Raw genomic sequence first — 19881 nt, forward strand, 5'->3', positions numbered from 1 at the left:
TTTCGTTTCGGGCTTCTTTATATTTATTGGATGGCTTTTTGCTCTTTGATGACTCTGATCATTTCAAGCGTTGCATCTTCGGGACCCTGCACAGGAAGGCCGGCGTCCAAGTTTTTAAAAATGTAGCTGATATTTTCTTCAGTAATAATCTCACCCGGAATAAAGATCGGAATTCCCGGCGGGTACACCATGACAAACTCTGCGATGATCCGTCCCGCGGATTCTTTTAACGGAATGACTTCCGTATTTGCGTAAAACGCGTCTCTTGGCGTCATCGCTAACAGAGGAATTTCAGGAAGCAGAACTTCGGTTTGCTGATGAGCATAGTCATTGGCGGAAGCCTGCTTTGAAATGTCTGTAAGCGCGCTTACAAGACGGTCGGCATCTCCTGCTCTGTCTCCGGGGGTGAAAATACATAAAATATTATACAAATCGGACAGCTCGACTTCGATATTATATGATTCGCGGAGCCATTTTTCAACGTCATGACCCGTCAGGCCGAGGTTTTTGACCGAAATGATTAATTTAGTCGGATCATAACTGAAGGCAGCTTTAGACCCTGTGATTTCTTCGCCGACACAGCGGATGCCTTCAATTTGATTGAGGCGTTCCCGTGTCTGATCCGCCAGCAGAATCGTATCTTCAAGAAGATCGCGGCCTTCTGTAGCGAGGCGTTTTCTTGCGACATCCAGTGAAGCGAGAAGCAGATAGGATGTTGACGTTGTCGTCAGCATGCTTAAAATCGACTGTACTCTTTCTTTGGAAACAAGGCCTTCTCTCACATTTAAAATGGAACTCTGCGTCAGGGAGCCTCCCAATTTGTGCACGCTTGTGGCTGCCATATCAGCGCCCGCCTGCATGGCGGACAGAGGAAGCTTATCATGAAAATGAATATGCACGCCGTGCGCTTCATCGACAAGCACAGGCACATTGAAAGAATGCGCGAGCTTTACAATGCTGCTCAAGTCAGCTGCCACACCGAAGTACGTCGGATTTATGACAAGCAGGCCTTTTGCATCAGGGTGCTCCGTCAAAGCCCGCTCGGCGGACTCAAGCGTAATGCCGTGAGAAATTCCGAGCTCATCGTCAATTTCCGGGTGTATAAAAATCGGCACCGCTCCGGAAAATACAATGGCCGACATAATGGATTTATGAACGTTTCTCGGGATGATGATTTTATCTCCGGGTCCGCATACGGCCATGACCATCGTCATAATGGCGCCGCTCGTCCCTTGTACGGAAAAGAAGGTATGGTCTGCGCCGAATGCTCGAGCGGCCAGATCCTGGGCTTCTTTAATTATGCCCTTTGGCGCATGTAAATCATCCAGAGGTTCGATATTAATTAAATCTATGCTTAACGCGTTTTCTCCGATAAATTGTCTGAATTCCGGGTCCATTCCCGCGCCTTTTTTATGGCCCGGAATGTGGAATTGGACAGGCTGTCTGTCCGCGTGCTTTTTCAGTCCGCTGTACAGGGGTGTTTCATGTTGCGGCAATTGTTTTCCCACCTTTATCATAATACCTACGGATTAGTTTGTATTACATTCAGTTTTATTACCCGTTTTTTAAACGTAAAACAAATGAATTATATTATGAACTTGAAAGAAAGTAAAGAACAATTTATGATCTATGGAAGATGCTTATTTTGAGCATGATTATAAAGGAGTGAAGACATTTGGAATATCAATATCCGATGAATGAGGACTGGACGACAGAGGAGGCCGTGGATGTCATTGCTTTTTTTCAGCAGGTGGAAAACGCCTATGAAAAAGGAGCTGACCGAGACAGACTTCTGAATGCGTACCGCCGCTTTAAAGAAATCGTTCCCGGGAAAGCGGAAGAAAAGAAAATCTGCAGCCAATTTGAAGCTGACAGCACCTATTCCCCGTATCGGACTGTGAAACAGGCGAAACAATCAGATCAAGCGATTATCAAAATGTAGACAAAGCGAGCCGGCAATCGGCCCGCTTTTTATGTTATGAGACTTTCTGAGTCAGTGTGTATAAAAAGGAAAGCTTCCTAAAAGCGTCTTCAATGGTTTGCAGGAATTCATTGTTGTTCATGTTGATCACGTCTTCTTTTTGCAGCTGAATGCCGCACAAAAGCTCTGCTTTTTTCACTGTCTGCAGGCGTTCAAATAATGTTTTCAGCTGCTCCTGATCCATGTCGGACTGCTTGTACGCACCTGGCTTCGTATGATCCGGCGACCATACAAAATGACCGGGAATCTGTTTTGTGATGTCCTCCTGCTTCGCTTCCAGCAATCTGCCGTATTCCTCTTTTATCGGAGATTCATAAATGATGGCAAACCATACAAACATATGGGTGTCCCATAAACCGATCTGAAAGTGAGGGAGTTTCTTATACCCGCGTTTGCTGTTGGCAAAGGCAACCCAGCTGTCAGCCGGCGGGTTGACAGATCTTCTCGCGTGCTTGGCGACATGCGGGAACATTTCATCTCCTGTCAATGCTGACAATGTCGGTGCGAAATGCTCTCCTAACAAGGTCAGCTTCGGACGGACTTGTTCTTTTAACACCTCCATGCGCGGATCTAAACCTTCTATTGTAAATGTATCGAAGTCTTCTTTTGTAAAACGCATCTGAGTCATCTTTTTCCTCCTTATCGTAAGTATTCATATTTTACCACAGCCGCCGCCGGCCGCAAAAACATTGAGAACGTTTGAGCCGAGAGGATTGGGGTAAAAAACGAATAGGTAAACACACAATTTTAAGAATGTTGTTACAGCCGAATATAAGTTTCCATACGATATAAGAAGTATCATTAATAAATTGGAAAAATGGGATGCTTTTTTAACAAATGATCTCTGGAAGGGGCGAAAGACAATGAGGCAAGTGGTGAAGGAAGGATTCAGGGAGGAAAAAAATAACCGTGTAGCTGTCTGGAGACTAGAGGTTGATTATGAATTGGCAACCCTGTATGAGGCCATGCAAAAAGAGAATGAAGATCAAATCGATCTCAGCAAAAGAAAACTGGAACGTCTCAGAAAAGAATGGATTCGGCTTAACGGATAAAGAATAGTAAAAACGAACCGCAGGAAATGGTTCGTTTTTACGTGAGAAGGCATTTTTTTCATTTTCCTTGCTTTTTCATCGCCTTTATCAGTATGCTATAGAATAAGCTATACATAGAAAAGAGGTACACGGTATGACAAATTGGACGGAAATTGATGATATCGCAAAAAAATGGGTAAAAGAAGCCGGAACGAGAATCAGACAATCCATGCAGGAAAGCTTGACGATTGAAACAAAATCAAATCCGAATGATTTAGTCACAAATATTGATAAAGAGACGGAACGCTTTTTCATTGACCGTATACAAGGAACTTTTCCCGGACACCGGATTCTCGGAGAAGAAGGGCAGGGGGATAAACTCCGCTCCCTTGACGGAATTGTCTGGATCATTGATCCGATTGACGGAACGATGAATTTTGTCCATCAAAAGCGGCATTTCGCGATCTCCATCGGCATCTTTGAAGACGGAAAAGGCAAAATCGGCTTAATTTATGATGTGATGCAGGACGAACTGTATCACGCATTCAGCGGAAAAGGGGCTTATCTGAACAATACGCCGCTTGCTCCTTTAAAAGAAGCTTCCATTGAAGAAGCCATTATTGCAATCAATGCCACATGGGTGACGGAAAACAGAAGGATTGACCCGAGTATTTTGGCGCCGCTCGTAAAACGGGTCAGAGGAACGCGTTCCTACGGTTCGGCGGCACTTGAGCTGGCCAGTGTTGCGGCCGGCCGCATTGACGCATACATTACGATGAGGCTCGCGCCGTGGGATTACGCTGCCGGCTGCGTGCTGCTGAACGAAGTCGGGGGCATTTACACGACCACAGACGGCGAACCGTTTACGTTTTTAGACAACCACAGCGTGCTTGCGGGCAATCCGGCAATACATAAAATTATCTTTGACGATTATTTACATGCTGACAGGTAGAGATTTTGAAGAAGAAGATCTCGGGTTTCTGGAGCAGCTGGCGGCATCACACCCGGTGTGGAAAAACGAAGAGTTCGGAACAAAAAATGCGGCGGAGTTTATGCTTGCATACTCCATGTACAATGGAACGTGGCTCGTATGGGAGATTGACGGCGCTCCTGCCGTCGTCAGTTTTCATTTGGAATGGGCGCCTTCAAACGGAAAACCGTGGCTCGGAACCGTGGCCGTCGCTCCGGAGGCAAAAGAGAAAGGAATCGGACGCGCGGTCATTGAAGAGATTGCGGGCCGGCTGAGAGGGGAGCATAAAGCGATGTTTTCAGCCGTTCCCCTGGACAGGCAGGAATGGGTTTTGTTTTTAAGCCAATGCGGCTTTGAACAGCTTAAGCTTGAAAAAGACGATCGGGAAAAAACATATATGATCATGGTGAAGCCATTGTGAAATGTTTCAGATATAAAAAAGAGACCGGATTTCTCCGGTCTCTTTTCTTGTTTACAAGCCGACCGCATTCCAGGCCGCTTCTACGCTTGCAGCGTCTTGAGAGCCGTAAAGGTCCCGCGCTGATTGAATCAAAGCTGCTTTTGCATCTTTAAAGCTTGATGACGGAGTGAGATATACCGTCAGTGCACGGTAGTAAATCTGCTCCGCTTTTTTCACACCGATTTTTGTAATCGTGTTGTAAGCGGCTTTGTTCGGAATTCCGCTGTTTGTATGCACGCCGCCGTAGTCGCCGGCATCAGTGTTCGGAAGGTTTCGATAATTTTTGTAATGGTCGGGCTGTCCGTATTTTGTCGGATTGGATAAACTGCGGAGAGCCGGCTGGCTGACCGTAATATCTTCACCGATATCCCAGTCCTCAGTATCATTGAAGTATCCGAATACATCAGAGAAGGATTCGTTTAAAGCGCCCGGCTGATTTTCATAGTTCAGGTTGGCTGTTTCCTGTGTAACACCGTGTGTCATTTCATGGGCCGTTACGTCCATTGAACCGGAAAGAGGCGAGAAGAATGAGCCGTCACCGTCACCGTAAATCATTTGGTCGCCGATCCAGGCCGCGTTATTGTATTTGCTGCCGTAATGAACGGAAGATACGATTTTGCCGCCTTTATTGTCGTAGCTATTGCGTTTAAACGTCTGATAGAAATAATCGTACACTTTGCCGAGATTGTAATGCGCATCAACGGCAGCGCGCTGAGAAGAAGTTGTGAACTGGTTTGTAGTGCTTGATACGAGCGTGCCCGGCAGGTTATATTGTCGGTTTTGCAGATCGTACGTAATAATTTGCGTTCCGGTAGGTTTAGAAAGATCACGCATTACATATTTGCCGCTTTCAGAAGAAATATTTAATGAGACCGTTTTTCCTTTAAGAGTCGTACCTGTTCCGGTTGCAGCGGCATGCTCCACTTTGTTTTGCTTTTTCAGGACTTTCCCTGTTTCCGCATCAACGGTTACTTCCCAGTTAGCTGGTTCCGGTTCGATGTAGCGGATGGTTACATCATAGGCGAGGCGGTATTTACCGTCTTTTGTGGCCGCTGCTTTCAGCTCGGCTTTGTTTTTGTTTGCAACGTTGCCGCTAGAGACGGCTTCAGGTGATTTGCCGATTGCTTTAAAAGCATGATCCAGCGCCTGATTTGCAGATAATTTTTTGCTGTTTGCCGTTTTGGCAGAAGCATCGTTGTTTAATTCACCGTTAATCGCATAGACATTGTTGGATTTATCGACGTGAATAATGACTTGCGAGTCTTTCACAGGCACACCGTTAACGACAGGCACATAACGGAAGTGCTTGTAGCCGAGATCATCGGTCGTGTGGTCAATCAGCTTCAGTCTCTCAGAAGGGTTGCCTTTGAAGACTTTGCCGTTTTGTTTCAAGTATTGCTTGATTGCTTTGTCACTGACTGAAGGCAATTCAGATTGCACCAAAGAATGCTTCGGCACAAAGTTCGTCAGGTTTTCTTTAAGCTGAGGATTCTCAGCGGCCTGAACACCCGGAAGACTGATGGTTAAACTCATAAAGGAAGCGGCGACAGCAACAGACAATTTCTTACCTAAACCCACAATAAATCCCCCTTTTTGAAAATAATGAAAACTTATATTGTTATAATAAACCAGCATTCTCTCATTCTGCAATATAAAACTAGACTCCGCTGATGAATTGATAGAATCGTCCCGGAAAGGCTTCCGGCGGCCAGCATCGGGGGATAAGCCGAGAGGCACGTGTTGAATCAGACATGAGTCGAATGATGCGATTTATTCTGAAAAAAATGACAAATGAAGTCGGGAAAAATGATAGGGGAAAAATGTTCCGATTTGTAAAACTTTTTTTATAGCCGTTTGTCTAAACGGGTGAGGCCTTAATAAACGAAAAGGATTGTTTCAGATGTCAGAGATTTTCAGTCATTTTATTCAGCATTTCGACAGATATTTCATTTTAAGCAGACAGAGCGTGTTGATCATTCAGTGGTCAGCCGTCTGCCTTGCTGTTTTATACGCGCTGACTTTTCATCCGAAAATCAGCCGTGAGAGAGTTTGGTTTTATTCAGGAATTCTGCTCAGGGCCGTATTATTAGCGGGCATAACAGTTGAATTGGTTCATCAGGTGCAGAGTACTCACTTTAGCGCGCACTATTTGATATCGGAAGAAAGCGAGCTTCTGCCGATCGTTCATCTCTTAATGTATGGGTATGTGCTGCTCACCGCGTTTCACTATATCCTCATGCCGCAGGAGCAGAGGGGAAAGGGCATGTTTTATACGTTTGATCTCACTGTGGTGACACTGCCCGTCATTCAGCTGATCTTCAGCTTTTTCGCTTTCTGGAATATCAGTCCCGATGCGATGGCGGGGGAGGATATAGTTTCGATGCTATGTTTTATTACGGTTGTTTTACTTCTGCTGATTTCTATGAATGTTTTATTCTTTAAAATGTATTGGAAACCGAGACCCGTTTTTATCGGCGTGTTTTATGCCGGGGTCATCGGGCTGTTGGTATGGGTGCTCGCTGCGCCCTCGGCCGGTGTAACAAAAGATTACGGCAGACTTCTCCCATTTACGGTGTATTTAACGATGGCCGGTTTTCTGATGACCCATCATTTATTTCATCGGTCAGACAGGATCAGACAGCGGACGAAAAGCTTTCTTGCGGCGGCAACGGCCGCTGGTTTTATTGTCTTTTTGAATCCGGTATACAATGCGGGCGATGCAGCTTTTGCGGTTTCAAAGCCGATAGCTGAAGATTCTGTTGATAATGTGGGTGAACATATCACTTCAGACCAAGCGGAACGGATCCTTACTTCATTTTTTCCGGCTGAGAATCCGATTTATTTAACAGAAACCAATCAGGACCTCCATTACTTTTACCGTTTTAAAACGGAAGATTACGAAGCGGAAGTGGACGAGGTTTCCCGATTGATTACAAATTATCAATATCTTAAAAAACCGGAAGGCCGCACTTTAACAGAAGAGGAATACCGGAAAAAGTCGCTGGATTTCTTGTCGGCGCACGGCCGAAAAATAAAAACACAAGGGATTCAGACAACAGTGAGAAAAGAAGACGGACAGTTTGTCGTGGAGATTGCGCCGAAAAGACAAGGGGCGAAACACGAAGATTCGGGCACAGTATTATACTGGGAAAAAGACACCATTATGGGTTTTTCAGAAGATCCGTCTATTTATCTGCTTGAGTCACTGCCGCAGGTGCATATGAAGGAAAAAGACATAGTGAAAGCATCAAAAGCCGCCTTTCGTACGCTGCAAATGCCTGATCAGACATTTGAAATCACAAATACAGATATAAACAGCCTGATCGGCAGCAGTTTGACCGTAACTGCGAATAACGGAACGGAGCTGATATTTGATGCAGTATCCGGACGTCTTATGAAAATCAGAGTCTCACCTGACAGCACCGTTTTAACAAAAACAGAACTTCAGAAGAAGCTTTTTTCATTGCTGGGTGCGGATACTTCAAAGCTTAGACAGATTGACAAATCGGAAGGCAATCTCGTTTTTGAAAACTCTGAAGGCACATTCGTTTATACGCTCCGGAATGAAGAAGGCATGAAAGAGGCCTCATTCTACGGACAGGTAAGTGCCAAAACATTCCCGCATACATACAGAGACGGGCAAACAGCATTCAAAAAAGTGGCGGCAGCTTATAACGGCATCATTTACAAAAAGCGGGTGAAGCCTGTCATAGCGGTGAAAGACGGCGTAACATATAACGCATGGCTCGTCATTATTCAGCCGTTCGGTTCAAACCGTCATGACGCATATGTAGTGAACGCGGATACTTACGAGGCGGTGAACCTTTATGAACAATAAAGAAAAAAAGGCTGTCTTCTTCGATTTATACGACCTTTATAAGGAAGGAGAACTCGAAGGCGGCACGCTCCAGTGGATGAAAGAACATGAGCCTTTATTCGGAGCTGAGGCGGAAAACAGAAAAGGGCAGAATGAACATGGTTTGAATGCGCCATCCGGCGATATCCGCCAGATTAAATATATGAAATGCCTGACGTATGGATTGTACGGATTCTTCATTGTGCTCTCAATCTGGATGACAGTGTGGTTTTACTTTTAAATGAAAAACAAGATGTCAATTGAACAGCTGTACCGTGAACATTATCAAGATATTATGTATTACCTTTACAGACGCACACAACATGCTGAGACCGCTAAAGACCTCGCTCAGGATACATTTATGAAAGCATTTAACGGGCTTGAGTCGTTTAAGGGCCATTCGTCTATCAGAACGTGGCTCTATGCAATTGCCCATCATACCTTCATCAATTGGTACAGACGTGATAGAAAATATCAATTTTCAGATATCACCCTGAATGAAGGGCTTCAGCAAACAACATATGAACTGCCGGAGCATTACGTCGCCCGGACAGACACTCAGAATGCGCTGACCGGGCAGATTCAGCGTCTGAAAAGCGATCAGCAGACCGTTTTAATTTTAAGGGAATTTCAAGAGCTGTCTTACGAAGAGATTGCTGATGTTTTGGACTGGAGTCTTTCGAAGGTGAAGAGCACCCTGTACAGGGCAAGAATGCAGCTGAAACAGCACTTGGCGGAAAAAAGGAAGGACGGACAGATATGACTTGCTGTTTAGTGAGAGATTTACTCCCTTTATATATTGAAGGCGATTGTGAAACAGAAACGGAGCGGTTTATTTCCCGCCATCTTGAATCATGCGGTAAGTGCGGGAGTTTATATCATATGATGAAGGAGCCGCTTGACCTCGGCAGCCCTGAGATGAAGGCGCCAGCCTGTTATGCAGAAGAAGAAAGGCGGTTTAAGGAACGGTATTACGGGAAGCTGCTGATAAAAGCAGCCTGTTTGTTCGGCGCTGTTTTCTTTATCATGCTGATCCTTAAACTGCTGATTTAAAAAAACGCCCGGCTGAAGGGACTGACCCCTGTTTAGTTTCGTTTGAATACGAATATTGTTATAATAATGAATGTATTCTATGGCAGTGCGTTCTACGATGGTCGTCGTAGTTCGATCAATGCTGTTAAGATAGAACGTTTCAGACTTTAGTGAGGAATGAAACGATTCGATGGAGGCATTATCAGCGGGCGTCCCTTTGCGGGACATGCTCATGGTAATGCCTTTTGTTTTAACAGCTTTCTGATACTCATAAGATGTATAAACAGAACCTTGGTCACTATGTAACACGCAGTTCTCTGGCAGTGCGGGCAGCTGATCAAGTGTGTGTAAGACAAAGTCTGTGTCCTGTCTATCGCCAATTGTAAAAGCAATCACTTCTCCATTGTATAAATCCAATATACTGGAAAGATACAATTGTTTCTGCCCATAAGGCAAATATGTGATATCCGTTACTAGCTTTTCCAGAGGGCGTTCAGACTGAAAGTTTCGATCCAATATATTCTCGGCCACGGCATATGGCTGCCCATCTTTCTTGCGCTTTTTCACCTTAACCCGGCATTGCCACTGATTCTTCTGCATAATGCGCTGAACCGTTTTATGATTCACACGCATTCCCTTTTTTAATATGGCTGTGATTTTCCGATAGCCATATCGAAACTTGTGTTCTCGGCACAACGTGCCGATTTGTTTTTCTAAATGGTATTTAGGGTTATCTTTCATCAGATTCTTCTTCCAACGATAATAAGATGCTCGTGAGATACCTAAATGAATACAGATATCCTGTATGGTCATTGTGCCGCGCAATGCTTCTACAAGCTCGACTGGCGTTTCGCTATCAGCTTCCTTTCCAATTCGTTGCACTTTTTTAAAACTTCATTCTGTTGTCTCAGATAACGATTTTCTGCCTGCAGTTTCTCTAATTCGGAAGAATACTCCGGGCCTTTTCCGTAAGTGTATTGCTTTCCGACAGGCTGTTCGAATCGATGTGTATCCCCAGTCTTATGCCATCTAACCCATGTCTGAACCTGTGTCTTATTCTTAATATTCAATTCCTGCATGATCTCTTTCATAGGCACGCCTGCCAATCTCATTTCTACAGCCTTCTGTTTCACTTCAACCGGATAACTCACTCTTGTCCCCATAGAAAAAACACCTCCAAGTCTAATTTCGGCTAACAATCATCCGTTTTCAAACTTGAAGGTGTTTTTTGTTTGTCTCATCTTATGGGGTCAGTCCCGAATGACCGGGCGTTTTATCCGTTTACTCAGCCGGATGAAAGGCTGTATAAATGCCTTCAAGCAATTCCTGGGGCAGTGAATTAAAGAATCCGGCACACAGCTTTGCTTCTTTTTTTCCTGCTCCTGCTTTTTCAGCAAGGTCCTGATCAAACGTATACTCACCGTCTTCTTCAATCAGCGCAGATTGAAGAATATGAAGACTTTGGGAAAAAGCGGTGAACAGCTGATCAACGATAAGGGCCTCTTTTTCCGTAAAGCCGAGCTCCACCGCTTTTTCTTTATTAAATGTATATTCGCCGTCCGTTTTCTCAATACATTGGGAAAGAACGGTTAAAAATTCGGTTGAACTGTCCCACAGCTTTTGAATGATCTGGGCTTGTTCTTGATCTAATCCCAATTCCACCGCTTTTTCGCTGTCAAAATAATAGACACCGTCTTTTTCGTAAATCGATTGGCTGATGATGTCAATGAGTTTTGCCGCGTCTTCCGGTGTTTTCTCTGCGGAAGCCTGCAGGATATGCGGTTCATTTGCCTGGATCGTTTTTGCGCCGGCAGAATCAAGCGGACTGAATGCAAGCAAGGCGGCTGAGGCGGTTGCGGCGGCAGTTACAGCGGTTTTCTTCAAAAAAGATGTTTTCATTTCGTTCTCTCCTTGTCATGTGTATTTGCTTACAGCCACAAGTATAAAAAGACAATGATGGAATTGAAATAGGAGGTATGGTATTTTCTGCATAACGATGCCGGACTATTTCAGACTGCATATTCTGAGGGAATCTGCTGATGTAACTAGAATGGGAGCTGTCATTTCCGGCTTCCTGACTAGGCGGCGGGGGAGATAAGCCTTACATCTAAAGCCTGTTTTGAGGATGTAAAAAAGCCTGAATCTTTGATTCAGGCTTTATTAGATATTGTGCTTTTCATGTTTACGGAATTTTGCAAAGGGTCATGCTTTTAATCAAGCAGTCCCTGTTCGCGCATTTTTTTCTTTACGGTGAAACCGCTTCCCATCATGGCGATAACGAGAACAATGCTTCCGATGATGCCCCATGCGCTTTTCTCAGCGATTGATACGCCGATCAGCATCATGCTGAAGACTGCTGCGAATGCAAATAATAATAAGAGCCAATTCAATTTTTTCATATTTCCATCCCCTTTAACGTCATACTTTCAGTTTACAGAAAAACGTAACGCTTTTAAAGAGGATGTGTGGTATAATATGAAAGTTATCTAATTTTTTTAGGAGATGAAAATGTGAAACTTCGAAACGATCTTCGCAACATCGCGATTATTGCCCACGTTGACCATGGGAAAACGACTTTGGTAGACCAATTGCTTCACCAAGCCGGAACATTCCGTGCCAACGAAAATATTGCCGAACGCGCAATGGATTCAAACGATCTTGAACGTGAACGCGGTATTACAATTCTTGCGAAAAATACTGCGATTAACTATAAAGATACACGCATTAATATTTTGGACACTCCGGGACACGCCGACTTCGGCGGAGAGGTAGAACGGATTATGAAAATGGTTGACGGCGTTCTGTTAGTCGTTGACGCATATGAAGGCTGCATGCCGCAAACCCGTTTCGTACTGAAAAAAGCCCTTGAGCAGAACTTAAATCCGGTTGTCGTCGTAAACAAAATCGACCGTGATTTCGCCCGTCCGGAAGAAGTCATTGATGAAGTGCTTGATTTGTTCATCGAGCTTGACGCAAACGAAGAACAGCTTGAGTTCCCTGTCGTCTATGCTTCTGCGATTAACGGAACGGCAAGTCTGGATCCGAAAAAGCAGGACGAAAATATGGAATCACTGTATGAAACGATTCTTGAACATGTCCCTGCCCCGGTTGATAACGCCGAAGAGCCTCTTCAATTCCAAGTGGCGCTGCTTGATTACAATGATTATGTCGGCCGTATCGGTATCGGACGCGTTTTCCGCGGCACGATGAAAGTGGGTCAGCAGGTTTCATTGATGAAACTTGACGGAACGGTAAAATCATTCCGCGTAACGAAAATCTTCGGTTTCCAAGGATTGAAACGCGTGGAAATTGAAGAAGCGAGAGCGGGAGACCTCGTTGCCGTTTCGGGCATGGAAGACATCAACGTCGGTGAAACGGTTTGTCCGGCTGAACACCATGAGCCGCTGCCGGTTCTGCGCATTGATGAGCCTACGCTCCAAATGACATTTGTCGTAAACAACAGCCCGTTTGCAGGTCGTGAAGGCAAATATGTCACATCCCGTAAAATTGAAGAGCGTCTGAACGCGCAGCTTCAAACAGATGTCAGTCTCCGTGTCGAACCGACGGCCTCACCTGACGCATGGGTTGTTTCAGGACGCGGTGAGCTTCACCTGTCCATTTTAATTGAAAACATGCGCCGTGAAGGCTATGAGCTTCAAGTGTCTAAGCCTGAAGTTATCATTAAGGAAATCGACGGCGTAAGCTGCGAGCCTGTTGAGCGCGTGCAGATTGACGTGCCTGAAGAGCATACCGGTTCTGTTATGGAATCAATGGGTGCGAGAAAAGGCGAAATGCTTGATATGATTAATAACGGAAACGGCCAGGTCCGCCTGATCTTTACCGTACCTTCACGCGGACTCATCGGCTATTCTACTGAGTTTCTGTCACTGACACGCGGTTTCGGTATCCTGAACCACACGTTTGACAGCTATCAGCCGATGCAAAAAGGCCAAGTCGGAGGCCGCCGTCAGGGTGTGCTCGTTTCCATGGAAAACGGAAAAGCGACATCTTACGGTATTCAAGGTATTGAAGACCGCGGCGTCATCTTCGTTGAGCCTGGAACAGAAGTATATGAAGGCATGATTGTCGGTGAACATAACCGTGACAATGACCTTGTCGTCAATGTCAGCAAAATGAAACAGCAGACAAACGTCCGTTCCGCTACGAAGGATCAAACGACTACGATTAAGAAAGCGCGCATTATGTCGCTTGAAGAATCACTCGAGTACTTAAACGAAGATGAATACTGTGAAGTAACGCCGGAATCCATCCGTTTAAGAAAGAAAATCCTGAATAAAAACGAACGTGAAAAAGCGGCGAAAAAGAAAAAAACAGCAGGAATGTCTTAATCACTTGCAGAATTTGAAAAGGTAGAACCCGAACGGAAAAGGGGAGGGGGATCTTTTTGAATGAAGTAAGTGAACGGCTGTCGTTCTTTGCGGCTCTTTACCAAGTGGATGAGCATCCGCTGACGGGAATGTGGCTGTTATACGGAACGATCGTCGTGCTTTCGGTGATTGTATTTAAACTCGGCTTTGCCAAACGGCTGCCGGTGTTGAAGGCTGCGGCAGTTTATCTCTTTCTCGTGCTCGGCTGCACCGTGCTGACTTTTTTCGGTGTGTTTCTGCCGGTCGGAGAAGGGCTTGTTGTCGCCGCCTTGATTTTGATCGTTTACAAAATCCGTCTGCACCAGTCCAAAAAAAGCCAGTCAGCTAAACCGCAATAAAAAAATGACCTTGCCTTCCGGCGGGTCATTTTTTATTCGGTTTATTTTTTCAGTTTATCTTTTTTCGCTTTTTGTCCGGGATGAAAGGAAAAGTGTCCGGTATTCAGCCGCGCCTCCGTTTTGACTTTGATTCGGTCATGGCATTCCCGGCACATATATGTATGAATCGGACGATTGCGGAGGCGTTTGGCTGTCAGTGTTTCATCATCAATTTGTTCGATTTTGTCGCAAATGGAACATTTTACTCTCATTGATTTTTCACCTCTTTCACTATGACAAGCATTATATCATGGATGCCCCTCCTGCCAAAGGGAAAGAAAGCAGCGCCCTTCCTTTGGAGCGGGCGCTGCTTTTTACCGGCGGTTTTTCATATGATGATCCGATTGATCGTTCTGTTCGTTCTGCAGCTTGTTCTGGTCTCTTTGGTTCAGCTGATCATCATTCGATTGAGTCGGTGATTCTTTTTCATTGTCGGTCACATCATTCGGGACTTCCGGCATGACGCGGCCGACGATGGCGGCAAGTTCGTCCAAAATGCCTGAAACGGGGCGGCCGGCCTTAATGTCGCTGCCCATGCCTCTCAGACGGGAAACCGTATCAGGATCAGCCACGACAACGGCATTGGCGCCGTAAGGATCGTTTTTTAACGCCTGGGCAACCGTGTATTTAATGCTCTCCACTTTGCTTCTTTCTAAATTGTCATCCACATCGATACCGACAACGGAGTATCTTCCGAGTACAACCGCGGTGGCATCTGAAATGCCGGGGATTTTTTCGGTTACCTCGACGAGATGCTCAGCGATGTCTGTCCGGCCGGGATTTTCAGCTGTCTCAGGAGCCGTATTTTTCACATGGATCGGTTTTGCATCGCGCTGATCGGCTGATTCGTTCTGAATATTGCGGCCGCGGCCGTCCTGTACAGCAGTGCAGCCGGTAAGGATAAACAAGGCTTGTATGATAATGAAAAGAATTCGCACGTCAGATTTCCTCCTTGAATGCTTTCATTTATTTTATTGTTGAATTAACCTTCTATCTTTATTCACCAAATCATATATTTTAGCAGGCATCCCCGTTTTTCGCGGAAAGAGAAGCACACGATGGGCTTTGATCCTTATTTCAGGAGGCTGAGACTTGAGTAAAATTTATGTGTTAGATACGAATGTACTTTTGCAGGATCCTAACGCCATTTTTTCCTTTGAAGAAAACGAAGTTGTCATCCCCGCCGTCGTGCTGGAAGAGGTCGATTCAAAAAAGCGGTATATGGACGAGGTCGGGAGAAATGCGAGGCACGTATCTAAGCTGATAGACGGGCTCAGGGAGAAAGGAAGGCTGCACGAGAAAGTTCCGCTTGAAAGCGGAGGAACGCTCAGAATTGAACTGAACCACCGGTCATTTCACCAGCTCCAAGAAATTTTTATCGAAAAAACGAATGATAACCGCATTTTGGCGGTGGCAAAAAATTTAAGCCTTGAGGAGGAAACGAAAGAAAACGGCCGCCTCGTCATCCTGGTCAGCAAAGATGTGCTTGTCAGGGTAAAGGCGGATGCCATCGGGCTTTTGGCGGAGGACTTTTTAAACGACAGAGTCGTTGACCATGATGAAATATATAGCGGGTACAAAGATATATTTATGAATAAAGAGCGGTTTGCCTCGTTTTATAAAAACAAACAAATTTCAGTCAAGGAGCTTCAGCAGCATCAGGTTTATCCGAATCAATTTGTGCTGATGAAAGATGAATTAGGAGGATCTTCGTCTGCGGTCGGCATGGCAGATAAGAAAGGCGAGACCGTAAAAAGACTCGTTTTCGATGATGAGCACGTATGGGGTATCAGGCCGAAGAACGTCCAGCAGACAATGGCGCTTGAACTCCTGCTGAGGGAAGATATCCCGCTTGTCACCCTGATCGGAAAAGCGGGAACGGGAAAAACCTTGCTTGCTCTCGCGGCAGGGCTTCTGCAGACGGAGGATCTCGGTATTTATAAAAAACTGATCGTCGCGCGTCCCATCGTCCCGGTGGGAAAGGATATCGGATATTTGCCGGGCGAAAAAGAGGAAAAGCTCAAGCCGTGGATGCAGCCGATCTTTGATAATCTTGAATTTTTATTCAATGCGAAAAAGCCGGGTGAACTTGAAGCGATTTTGGCAGGAATCGGATCGATTCAGGTGGAGGCGCTGACATACATTCGGGGAAGAAGCATTCCGGATCAATTTATTATTATTGATGAGGCTCAGAATCTGACGAGGCACGAGGTCAAAACGCTTTTGACTCGGGTGGGAGAGGGCAGCAAAATTGTCCTGATGGGCGATCCGGAGCAAATAGATCACCCATACTTAGACAGTTTAAACAACGGACTTGCTTATGTTGTAGAACGGTTTAAAGAACAAACCGTCTCCGGCAGCGTGAAGCTTGTGAAAGGTGAGAGATCCGGCCTTGCACAGCTTGCCGCCGATTTGTTATAAAACTTCGATTTCTGTGACGCCCGTTATTGGTTTTTCAAAGTCTCCGTCCACGTAAAAATGGACCGGGCCGCCGTCTTGAAGGGGTTTCCCCGCATCGCTGAAATGCGCGATTGCGTCCATCGCCTTTTCGAGCGGCACTTCGGTTCTTTCTGATTTTGAAATAAATGCGCACAGGACAGCGCTTTCTTTCGGCTCGGCATTTGCTAAAACAGCGCCGAGCTTCATGGCGAAGCTGCCGTTCATCAGTCTTTCTTTTTCATAACGTTTTTCGCTTTTTAAAGTCGGCGGCGAAATGCGCCCTTCTCTGATCACCCGTTCCGGATCAAGCGTATGCTCCTGGGTTTCTGCAGAGCCGTCCGGATGAACGGGCTGATTTTTTTCAAACGGAAACTTGCGGTCATCGAAAATCCAGACACTCGGATCAATTGTAATCGGGTATGTAACATTGCCTTTTACTTGAATAACGCTCATGGTGAAGCCCCCCTTTACTTAAAGTATAAAAGTTTTCGCATGAATTGTCACTTTGCGTCGCAAATTAGATGTATACAACGGCAGCGAAGTGAGGATGATCGACATGGTATGCCGGCATTACCAAGAGCTGGACGCATTAGTTCAGGAAGCGAAAAAAAGAACCGAAGAAGGCAAAGTGGCAGACTATATTCCAGCTCTGGCTGAATCTGAACAAGACAGCCTTTCGGTCACGATTTATCATGCGGAAAATACATGTCTGTCGGCAGGAGACGCCGACCGGACATTTACGCTGCAGAGCATTTCGAAAGTGCTTTCTCTGGCGCTCGTACTGATGGATTACGGAAAGGAAAAGGTGTTCAGCTGCGTGGGTCAGGAGCCGACCGGCGACCCGTTTAATTCCATGATTAAGCTTGAAACAATGAATCCGGGCAAGCCTTTAAATCCGATGATTAATGCGGGAGCCCTCGTCGTTACGGGTTTAATTAAAGGGCATTCGCCGAAAGACCGCCTGGATTACCTGCTCGGATTCATCAGAAGACTTGCGAATAATCAGGACATTACATATTGCAGCCATGTCGCGGAATCGGAATTCAAATCTTCCATGATTAATCGGGCCATGTGTTATTACATGAAGCAGTATGACATTTTTAAAGGCGATGTTGAAGGGGTCATGGATTTGTATACAAAACAGTGCGCGATTAAGATGAGCAGTCTGGATTTAGCCAAAATCGGCTGTGTATTCGCCCTTGACGGCAAGCATCCGGAAACCGGGGAGCAGGTCATTAAAAAAGATGTGGCGAGAATCTGCAAGACGTTTATGGTGACCTGCGGCATGTACAATGCGAGTGGGGAATTCGCGATTAAGGTCGGCATTCCCGCTAAAAGCGGCGTTTCGGGAGGAATCATGGGCATTTCGCCGTACAACTTCGGAATCGGTATATTCGGCCCGGCGCTTGATGAAAAAGGCAACAGCATCGCGGGTGTGAAGCTTTTGGAAATCATGTCTGAGAAATACAGGCTGAGTATTTTTTGAAACATTTTTTATCATAACATCTGCTTAAATCCTCTTGCAATTTCACCTGATACCCTTTATGATAAATAGAAGAATTAGGTACTCGCCTGGGGAACGGAGGGATACTTTTGGCTTCAGAGATTATAGTTGACCATCAGCAGAAAGCATTCGAGCTGTTGAAGTTAGATGCTGAGAAGATTTTGAAGCTGATCCGAGTACAAATGGATAACTTAACGATGCCTCAATGTCCTCTGTATGAAGAGGTCTTGGATACTCAGATGTTCGGACTGTCGAGGGAAATCGATTTTGCTGTCCGCCTGGGATTAGTTGACGAAAACGACGGCAAAGAGCTGCTGGACAGACTTGAAAGAGAACTGTCTGCTTTGCATGACGCGTTTACAGGAAAATAAATGATCAAACTCAAACTATTCAACGGTTTGGGTTTTTTTATAACCGTAAACCGTTTTTTTGCATCTTCTTTTCGTAAGACGGTCTCTTAATCTGCATTTCATCCGAAAAACTATAAAGAAACTGCGTAAATTGTTTATGAATTATAGTAAAATATAATACGCAATAGGTATTAAACGTAAGCTTTAAGCAGGAAAGAGGATGTTATGTTTAAAAGAATGTTAAAATCTTACGATTATTCATTGATATGCGCTATCATTCTGCTGTGCAGTTTCGGATTGGTCATGGTATACAGCTCAAGCATGATTACCGCCGTTATGCGTTACGGCGTGAGCAGCGACTATTTCTTTAAACGGCAGCTGTTCGCCGTCATCGCGGGGTTTGTGCTGTTTATTATCGCGGCCGTTTTTCCGTACAAAGTGTTCGCTCATCAAAAGATTCAGAAATTCGTACTGCTTGCGTCAGTGGCTGCGCTTTGCGCGCTGTTTGTTTTCGGACATGTTGCCGGAAACGCGCAAAGCTGGTTTAAAATCGGCGGAATGGCCATTCAGCCGGGGGAATTTGTCAAGCTGACCCTGATACTGTACCTTGCCGCGGTATACGCAAAGAAACAAAGCTATATCGATCAGCTTTTGACGGGGGTTGCGCCGCCGGTGATCGTCACCGTAGTCATTTGTGCGCTTATCGCCATTCAGCCTGATTTCGGAACGGCGATGATTATCGGTCTGATCGCGCTTTGCGTCATTATGTGTTCGGGATTCAGCGGAAGGACCCTGCTCAAGCTGGTTCTCATGGCGGGAATCGTATTGCTCCTTGTCAGCCCGATCATCTATCTGAAATGGGACGATATTTTGACACCCGGGCGTATGAGCCGGTTTGAAAGTCTTGAAAATCCCTTTAAATACGCCAGCACATCAGGCCTGCAGATTATAAATTCGTATTATGCGATCGGCTCAGGCGGTTTTTTCGGTCTCGGTCTTGGAGAAAGCATTCAAAAATACGGTTATCTGCCTGAATCGCATACAGACTTTATTATGGCGGTTATTTCAGAGGAGCTCGGCATTTTCGGCGTCCTGTTTGTCATTGTACTGCTGGCTTTTGTCGTGTTAAAAGGTTTTTATATTGCGAGAAAATGTGAAGATCCGTTCGGAAGCCTTTTGGCAATCGGGATATCCAGCATGATTGCGATTCAGACCTTTATCAATCTCGGCGGTGTCAGCGGTTTAATTCCGATCACAGGTGTTCCGCTGCCGTTTATCAGCTACGGAGGCTCATCAATGTTTTTGTTATTAACGAGCGCCGGTATATTGGTGAATGTCAGCATGCATGTCAAGTACTCAGAAAAGAAGAAAAAGAGGGAGCCCGTTCCGTCTAAGGGGGTAAAAAGACGGCAGACGGAAAAATCTGTGTATCTCTAAAAAACAAGTGTATACACAGCACGGATATTCCTTTATTATAAACTACATATTTATTA

22 protein-coding genes and 1 pseudogene are annotated in these 19881 nt (G+C 45.3%); 14 read left to right on the forward strand and 9 right to left on the reverse strand.

The window, feature by feature from the left end:
• Positions 1-23: 23 nt before the first annotated feature.
• Complete coding sequence (locus tag U2H13_RS07720; protein ID WP_017417709.1) at positions 24-1496, reverse strand: aminotransferase class I/II-fold pyridoxal phosphate-dependent enzyme; 1473 nt, start codon at positions 1494-1496, stop codon at positions 24-26.
• 179 nt (positions 1497-1675) lie between these two features.
• On the opposite strand from U2H13_RS07720, the gene U2H13_RS07725 reads away from it, so the two are divergent.
• A complete protein-coding gene (locus U2H13_RS07725) occupies positions 1676-1942 on the forward strand; it encodes a UPF0223 family protein (protein WP_007409667.1) in 267 nt (88 codons plus the stop codon).
• A gap of 34 nt (positions 1943-1976) precedes the next feature.
• On the opposite strand, the gene U2H13_RS07730 is transcribed toward U2H13_RS07725, so the two are convergent.
• Positions 1977-2609 carry a DUF1054 domain-containing protein gene (locus tag U2H13_RS07730; protein WP_007409668.1) on the reverse strand — a complete coding sequence of 211 codons (633 nt, stop codon included), beginning with the start codon at positions 2607-2609 and terminating at the stop codon, positions 1977-1979.
• Between the two features lie 235 nt (positions 2610-2844).
• On the opposite strand from U2H13_RS07730, the gene U2H13_RS07735 reads away from it, so the two are divergent.
• The 3 genes from U2H13_RS07735 to U2H13_RS07745 all read left to right on the forward strand — a co-directional run bounded on the left by U2H13_RS07735 (position 2845) and on the right by U2H13_RS07745 (position 4403).
• A complete protein-coding gene (locus U2H13_RS07735; RefSeq protein ID WP_003154513.1) occupies positions 2845-3033 on the forward strand; it encodes a hypothetical protein in 189 nt (62 codons plus the stop codon).
• A gap of 133 nt (positions 3034-3166) precedes the next feature.
• Positions 3167-3964, forward strand: coding sequence for an inositol-1-monophosphatase (gene suhB / locus U2H13_RS07740; RefSeq protein ID WP_017417710.1), 798 nt, complete (start codon positions 3167-3169; stop codon positions 3962-3964).
• Positions 3951-4403: a GNAT family N-acetyltransferase gene (locus U2H13_RS07745; RefSeq protein WP_106067843.1), complete on the forward strand. Its 453-nt coding sequence runs from the start codon at positions 3951-3953 to the stop codon at positions 4401-4403. Before suhB ends, U2H13_RS07745 begins: the two co-directional genes overlap by 14 nt.
• A gap of 51 nt (positions 4404-4454) precedes the next feature.
• Here U2H13_RS07745 and U2H13_RS07750 read toward each other — a convergent pair whose 3' ends face one another.
• Positions 4455-6020 carry a M4 family metallopeptidase gene (locus U2H13_RS07750; RefSeq protein WP_025649493.1) on the reverse strand — a complete coding sequence of 522 codons (1566 nt, stop codon included), beginning with the start codon at positions 6018-6020 and terminating at the stop codon, positions 4455-4457.
• Between the two features lie 322 nt (positions 6021-6342).
• On the opposite strand from U2H13_RS07750, the gene U2H13_RS07755 reads away from it, so the two are divergent.
• Genes U2H13_RS07755 through U2H13_RS07770 form a run of 4 tightly spaced genes read left to right on the forward strand, consistent with a single transcriptional unit; the run spans position 6343 to position 9351 of the window.
• A complete protein-coding gene (locus U2H13_RS07755) occupies positions 6343-8280 on the forward strand; it encodes a hypothetical protein (RefSeq protein WP_179156023.1) in 1938 nt (645 codons plus the stop codon).
• Positions 8270-8539: a hypothetical protein gene (locus U2H13_RS07760; RefSeq protein WP_017417713.1), complete on the forward strand. Its 270-nt coding sequence runs from the start codon at positions 8270-8272 to the stop codon at positions 8537-8539. The genes U2H13_RS07755 and U2H13_RS07760 overlap by 11 nt, the downstream gene beginning before the upstream one ends.
• Positions 8540-9061 carry a sigma-70 family RNA polymerase sigma factor gene (locus tag U2H13_RS07765; protein WP_017417714.1) on the forward strand — a complete coding sequence of 174 codons (522 nt, stop codon included), beginning with the start codon at positions 8540-8542 and terminating at the stop codon, positions 9059-9061.
• On the forward strand, positions 9058-9351 hold the full coding sequence (locus U2H13_RS07770) for an anti-sigma factor (protein ID WP_007409673.1): 294 nt from the start codon (positions 9058-9060) through the stop codon (positions 9349-9351). The genes U2H13_RS07765 and U2H13_RS07770 overlap by 4 nt, the downstream gene beginning before the upstream one ends.
• Positions 9352-9381: 30 nt before the next feature.
• Here U2H13_RS07770 and U2H13_RS07775 read toward each other — a convergent pair.
• From U2H13_RS07775 to U2H13_RS07785, 3 genes and pseudogenes are all read right to left on the reverse strand, one after another.
• Positions 9382-10493: pseudogene (locus U2H13_RS07775) on the reverse strand (IS3 family transposase); the annotation flags it as partial.
• 118 nt (positions 10494-10611) lie between these two features.
• A complete protein-coding gene (locus tag U2H13_RS07780; RefSeq protein ID WP_014417656.1) occupies positions 10612-11229 on the reverse strand; it encodes a hypothetical protein in 618 nt (205 codons plus the stop codon).
• A gap of 311 nt (positions 11230-11540) precedes the next feature.
• Positions 11541-11729, reverse strand: coding sequence for a YlaF family protein (locus U2H13_RS07785; protein ID WP_003154504.1), 189 nt, complete (start codon positions 11727-11729; stop codon positions 11541-11543).
• Positions 11730-11840: 111 nt separating this feature from the next.
• Here U2H13_RS07785 and typA point away from each other — a divergent pair, with 111 nt between their 5' ends.
• Positions 11841-13679, forward strand: a complete 1839-nt coding sequence (gene typA / locus U2H13_RS07790) for a translational GTPase TypA (RefSeq protein ID WP_014417657.1) — start codon at positions 11841-11843, stop codon at positions 13677-13679.
• A 56-nt stretch (positions 13680-13735) separates the two neighbouring features.
• On the forward strand, positions 13736-14056 hold the full coding sequence (locus U2H13_RS07795) for a YlaH-like family protein (RefSeq protein WP_007611192.1): 321 nt from the start codon (positions 13736-13738) through the stop codon (positions 14054-14056).
• Between the two features lie 41 nt (positions 14057-14097).
• Here U2H13_RS07795 and U2H13_RS07800 read toward each other — a convergent pair whose 3' ends face one another.
• Together U2H13_RS07800 and U2H13_RS07805 are read right to left on the reverse strand one after the other, a co-directional pair.
• A complete protein-coding gene (locus U2H13_RS07800; protein WP_007409677.1) occupies positions 14098-14307 on the reverse strand; it encodes a YlaI family protein in 210 nt (69 codons plus the stop codon).
• Positions 14308-14409: 102 nt separating this feature from the next.
• Entirely contained in the window at positions 14410-15033 is a 624-nt protein-coding gene (locus tag U2H13_RS07805) for a YhcN/YlaJ family sporulation lipoprotein (protein WP_121984763.1), read from the reverse strand.
• A 154-nt stretch (positions 15034-15187) separates the two neighbouring features.
• Here U2H13_RS07805 and U2H13_RS07810 point away from each other — a divergent pair, with 154 nt between their 5' ends.
• Positions 15188-16516 carry a PhoH family protein gene (locus tag U2H13_RS07810; protein WP_014417660.1) on the forward strand — a complete coding sequence of 443 codons (1329 nt, stop codon included), beginning with the start codon at positions 15188-15190 and terminating at the stop codon, positions 16514-16516.
• Here the strand turns inward: U2H13_RS07810 and U2H13_RS07815 are convergent.
• Positions 16511-16987 carry a hypothetical protein gene (locus U2H13_RS07815; RefSeq protein ID WP_007409680.1) on the reverse strand — a complete coding sequence of 159 codons (477 nt, stop codon included), beginning with the start codon at positions 16985-16987 and terminating at the stop codon, positions 16511-16513. The genes U2H13_RS07810 and U2H13_RS07815 overlap by 6 nt on opposite strands.
• A 103-nt stretch (positions 16988-17090) precedes the next feature.
• Here U2H13_RS07815 and glsA point away from each other — a divergent pair, with 103 nt between their 5' ends.
• The 3 genes from glsA to U2H13_RS07830 all read left to right on the forward strand — a co-directional run bounded on the left by glsA (position 17091) and on the right by U2H13_RS07830 (position 19825).
• On the forward strand, positions 17091-18020 hold the full coding sequence (gene glsA / locus U2H13_RS07820; protein WP_029973703.1) for a glutaminase A: 930 nt from the start codon (positions 17091-17093) through the stop codon (positions 18018-18020).
• 107 nt (positions 18021-18127) lie between these two features.
• Entirely contained in the window at positions 18128-18409 is a 282-nt protein-coding gene (locus U2H13_RS07825; RefSeq protein WP_003154494.1) for a YlaN family protein, read from the forward strand.
• A gap of 204 nt (positions 18410-18613) precedes the next feature.
• Positions 18614-19825: an FtsW/RodA/SpoVE family cell cycle protein gene (locus U2H13_RS07830; protein WP_017417718.1), complete on the forward strand. Its 1212-nt coding sequence runs from the start codon at positions 18614-18616 to the stop codon at positions 19823-19825.
• Positions 19826-19881: the final 56 nt, after the last annotated feature.

This window comes from Bacillus sp. A1 (genome assembly GCF_042296235.1).
Classification (GTDB): Bacteria; Bacillota; Bacilli; order Bacillales; family Bacillaceae; genus Bacillus; species Bacillus velezensis.

Bases quoted from the DNA above. Each gene is read 5' to 3' on its own strand.
- U2H13_RS07770 (WP_007409673.1), top strand. From the start codon at position 9,058: ATGACTTGCTGTTTAGTGAGAGATTTACTCCCTTTATATATTGAAGGC.
- U2H13_RS07745 (WP_106067843.1), top strand. From the start codon at position 3,951: ATGCTGACAGGTAGAGATTTTGAAGAAGAAGATCTCGGGTTTCTGGAG.
- U2H13_RS07815 (WP_007409680.1), bottom strand. From the start codon at position 16,987: ATGAGCGTTATTCAAGTAAAAGGCAATGTTACATACCCGATTACAATT.
- U2H13_RS07780 (WP_014417656.1), bottom strand. From the start codon at position 11,229: ATGAAAACATCTTTTTTGAAGAAAACCGCTGTAACTGCCGCCGCAACC.
- U2H13_RS07765 (WP_017417714.1), top strand. From the start codon at position 8,540: ATGAAAAACAAGATGTCAATTGAACAGCTGTACCGTGAACATTATCAA.
- suhB (WP_017417710.1), top strand. From the start codon at position 3,167: ATGACAAATTGGACGGAAATTGATGATATCGCAAAAAAATGGGTAAAA.
- U2H13_RS07830 (WP_017417718.1), top strand. From the start codon at position 18,614: ATGTTTAAAAGAATGTTAAAATCTTACGATTATTCATTGATATGCGCT.
- U2H13_RS07760 (WP_017417713.1), top strand. From the start codon at position 8,270: ATGAACAATAAAGAAAAAAAGGCTGTCTTCTTCGATTTATACGACCTT.
- glsA (WP_029973703.1), top strand. From the start codon at position 17,091: ATGGTATGCCGGCATTACCAAGAGCTGGACGCATTAGTTCAGGAAGCG.
- U2H13_RS07730 (WP_007409668.1), bottom strand. From the start codon at position 2,609: ATGACTCAGATGCGTTTTACAAAAGAAGACTTCGATACATTTACAATA.
- U2H13_RS07735 (WP_003154513.1), top strand. From the start codon at position 2,845: ATGAGGCAAGTGGTGAAGGAAGGATTCAGGGAGGAAAAAAATAACCGT.
- U2H13_RS07800 (WP_007409677.1), bottom strand. From the start codon at position 14,307: ATGAGAGTAAAATGTTCCATTTGCGACAAAATCGAACAAATTGATGAT.
- U2H13_RS07755 (WP_179156023.1), top strand. From the start codon at position 6,343: ATGTCAGAGATTTTCAGTCATTTTATTCAGCATTTCGACAGATATTTC.
- U2H13_RS07785 (WP_003154504.1), bottom strand. From the start codon at position 11,729: ATGAAAAAATTGAATTGGCTCTTATTATTATTTGCATTCGCAGCAGTC.